Origin of the sequence: Butyricicoccus sp. (assembly GCF_050872565.1) — a bacterium.
Lineage (GTDB): Bacteria > Bacillota > Clostridia > Oscillospirales > Butyricicoccaceae > Butyricicoccus_A.
Genome location: NZ_JBNMHC010000262.1, coordinates 1 through 3,210, shown reverse-complemented (window position 1 = coordinate 3,210; position 3,210 = coordinate 1). Strand labels below are relative to the sequence as shown.

At 46.7% G+C, this 3,210-nt stretch carries 4 protein-coding genes and 1 rRNA gene; 3 read left to right on the top strand and 2 right to left on the bottom strand.

Going from position 1 to position 3,210, the window contains the following annotated elements:
* A 16S ribosomal RNA gene (locus ACR0P9_RS09765) occupies nt 1-124 on the bottom strand; the annotation flags it as partial.
* 466 nt (nt 125-590) lie between these two features.
* Nucleotides 591-1,052, bottom strand: coding sequence for an S-ribosylhomocysteine lyase (locus ACR0P9_RS09760; RefSeq protein WP_432619652.1), 462 nt, complete (start codon nt 1,050-1,052; stop codon nt 591-593).
* A gap of 127 nt (nt 1,053-1,179) precedes the next feature.
* On the opposite strand from ACR0P9_RS09760, the gene ACR0P9_RS09755 reads away from it, so the two are divergent.
* The 3 genes from ACR0P9_RS09755 to ACR0P9_RS09745 are packed head-to-tail and all read left to right on the top strand — an operon-like array spanning nt 1,180 to nt 2,996.
* Nucleotides 1,180-1,863 carry a 5'-methylthioadenosine/adenosylhomocysteine nucleosidase gene (locus tag ACR0P9_RS09755; RefSeq protein ID WP_432619650.1) on the top strand — a complete coding sequence of 228 codons (684 nt, stop codon included), beginning with the start codon at nt 1,180-1,182 and terminating at the stop codon, nt 1,861-1,863.
* Between the two features lie 16 nt (nt 1,864-1,879).
* Nucleotides 1,880-2,215: a hypothetical protein gene (locus ACR0P9_RS09750; RefSeq protein WP_432619648.1), complete on the top strand. Its 336-nt coding sequence runs from the start codon at nt 1,880-1,882 to the stop codon at nt 2,213-2,215.
* A 40-nt stretch (nt 2,216-2,255) separates the two neighbouring features.
* Entirely contained in the window at nt 2,256-2,996 is a 741-nt protein-coding gene (locus tag ACR0P9_RS09745) for a TMEM164-related integral membrane acyltransferase (protein ID WP_432619646.1), read from the top strand.
* Nucleotides 2,997-3,210: the final 214 nt, after the last annotated feature.

Here is a 3,210-nt window from a genome sequence, read left to right as displayed (position 1 = left end):
CTCACGCGTTACTCACCCGTCCGCCACTAAGCACAAAAACCGAAGTCTCAGTGCTCCGTTCGACTTGCATGTGTTAGGCACGCCGCCAGCGTTCATCCTGAGCCAGGATCAAACTCTCTAAAAATTGTATTATTACGAGCAAAGCTCGTTATAATCAAAAATTCAGCTATATGCTGGCTTGCTGTTATTTTTATACCGGTTTTACAGCACCCGGTTCTCTTTCTGAGTATAAACTTCAAAAGAATTTCAGGTTTGTAATTCGTTCAAGTTACGTTGTTTAATTTACAAGGTACAATGTTTTTCGCCGTTCAACCGAACAGCTTTTTTATTATACATCGTATTCAGCGGTTTGTCAAGAACTTTTTTCATTTCTTTTTTCAAACGTATTTCGATGTGTTTCAACCGATTTCTCGGCTGCAACCCGTTTAGTTTAGCACGTTTTCGTCATCCTGTCAAGCACTTTTTTCTTCCGATCATTGCTTTTCATTCATTTGACGTTCGCGCTCTTGTCGAGTGCCTGAATAGAATATCATTTTTCTCGACGGTTGTCAACAGTTTCTTTGAAATTTTCTCAAAAAATTTCCATCTACTTATTCTGGGTATGTCAGCTGTTCCGGTGTCCAGTCCTTCAGTACTTCTCTCATCTTTTCTGCAATGCGCTTAGCACCTTCCAGATCATGAGACAGATAATTGCCGCATTCTTCTTTTGCAGACCCCGGAATGATTCCCTCAAACTCACAGACAAACTGCATCGTCTCTTTGACCAGCTGAATGGCAGTCTCCTGTCCCATTGTCTCACGGACAAGGAAATAAAATCCCGTGCGGCATCCCATCGGACCGACATAGACCACTTCATCGCTGTACTTGGTGTTTCTTACATAGGTAGCAAACAGGTGTTCAAACGTATGTGCAGCCGGTGGATCCAAATAAATGCCATGATTCGGTTTTACCATGCGAATATCATAGGTGACAACATCTCCATCTACGCGAGAGGTGTACATGCCCTCGGTCAGAGTATCATGATTGATGCAAAAACTTGCAATGCGCTTCATATATTGTGTGCTCCTTTTCTGTGCAATGTTTTCCTGCTCCCATTATACGAATTTGCATTGACGAATGCAAGTCCGCTTTTTATAATAGAGATACATGAATTTTTCAATCAGAAAGGAAATTATTACTATGAAATGGGGTATTCTCGGCGCATTGGACGCAGAAGTCGCTCTGATTCGCAATAAGATGACCATCACCTCCGAAACACCGATGTTCGGAACCGTATTTTATGAAGGAACTGTCGGCCGCGAGCAAATCGTTCTCGTCTGCTGTGGTGTCGGCAAAGTAAACGCTGCTGTCTGCGCCGCTGCGGTGATGAATCAGTTCGAGGCAGACTGCATCATCAATGTCGGCATTGCCGGTGCTATGGCACACGGTCTGAAAATTCTCGACGTTGTCATCAGCAGTGAAGTTGGTTTCCACGATCAGGACGAAGTCATGCTCAAGTATTATCCGAAGCGTGCATTCTTCCCCGCTGATTCCTCTCTCTCTTCTCTGTGCGAGAGAGCTTGTCAGGCTCTTCCGGAAATGGAAGGCCGCTGGCGTCACGGCCGTATCGTTTCCGGCGATGTGTTTGTCAATGATGCCGCTGTCAAGCAGTCCATCAATGAGCGCTACGCACCGGCTTGTGTCGAAATGGAAGGTGCTGCCATTGGTCACGCGGCCTATATGTACCGCAAGCCGTATCTGGTCATCCGCACCATGTCGGATGCTGCCGATGACGCTGCGGATACTTCTTATGACAACTTTATCGATGAAGCCGCTCACACGTCCGCTTCCATTATCTTGAAGATGCTGGAGCTTTCGGAATAATAGGAGGTCTTCCGTTTTGACTATTATGTCCGCGCTGATTGTCAGCATCATCATCTTAGCGGTTATTGCGCTTGGTCTTTGGTATTTTGAGCGCATGTTCGCCAAGCGTCCTTCTAAATATGCCGGTCTGGGTATGCCTGCGGCATTTCTCGTTTTATCTCTGTTTTCTATCATCAAGTCGATTCCCTCTCTGGTAGAAACCATGCAGGGACAGGGCTATGGTGTCATGGCGATGATCCTCACGGCAATTTTCTCTTTTGTCGTGACTAATATTCCGACGCTTTGGATATACTTTGTATATCGCCGCACACGCAAGAAGCTCGGATTGGAAATCTGGCCGTTTCAAAAGTAAGCAAAAATCCGTTCTGCGATGATGCAGGACGGATTTTTTTATGGAGACATCCACCATGTTTTTTGTCTATGAGACTCAACTGCCTGATTCCGCAGGCTTTTCCCTGTACAGCGCACCGCATCTATGCGCACTTGCCGGTATTTTTGTGTGCTGTGTTTTCGGCGCGCGCTGGTACAAAAGGCAACCGAATGCCAAACGCAGCTCGTTTTCCCACGTACTGGGTTTGACCATTTTCTTATTTGACATGCTCCGGTATGTTGTATACTGGCGAATCGGCGGATTATCTATTTATGAACTGCCGCTGCATTTATGTGGCCTTGCCGTTTATCTTTGTGTCCTGCACAGCATCTGGAAGCCCGATTGGCTCGGACAAGTGCTCTATACGCTGTGTCTGCCCGGTGCCTGCTGTGCTCTGCTCTTTCCCGATTGGACACGCTACCCATTTTGGAGCTTTGTTTCTCTGCACAGCTTTTTGGCGCATGGACTCATCGTCTTTTATCTTGCGCTCCAAATCGCTTCCGGCGAGATTGTTCCGCGGCTGTCCGCTATTTGGAAACCGGTTTTGTTTTTATGCGCCGTTGTCCCGCCGATATATTGGTTCAATACCCGTTTTCACACCAACTACATGTTTCTGCAATTGCCCTCTCCCGGCTCGCCGCTCATGCTGCTCGCCCAATGGGCACACGGCAGCCACGCACTTTATCTTGTCTTTTTTGCCAGTGTGATTTTTCTCGTCATGGTCGGTATGGACATGTTATACACCAAAAGCCAGCATCGTTAAAAAGCTCCCGCCGAAGCGAGAGCTTTTTCTCATGATTTCATCTTAGTAGTATTCACTGATATTGTCTGCTGTGACTTTTTCAAACGGAATCCAAATCGTGTGACCATCTAATTCATACGAGATACCCGCATTGACTTCTTGTTTGGATGCCAAATTGATTGCCGCCTGCAACGCTGCCGCTGCCTGACCCGACGCGCTCTGGAACACAGTTGCT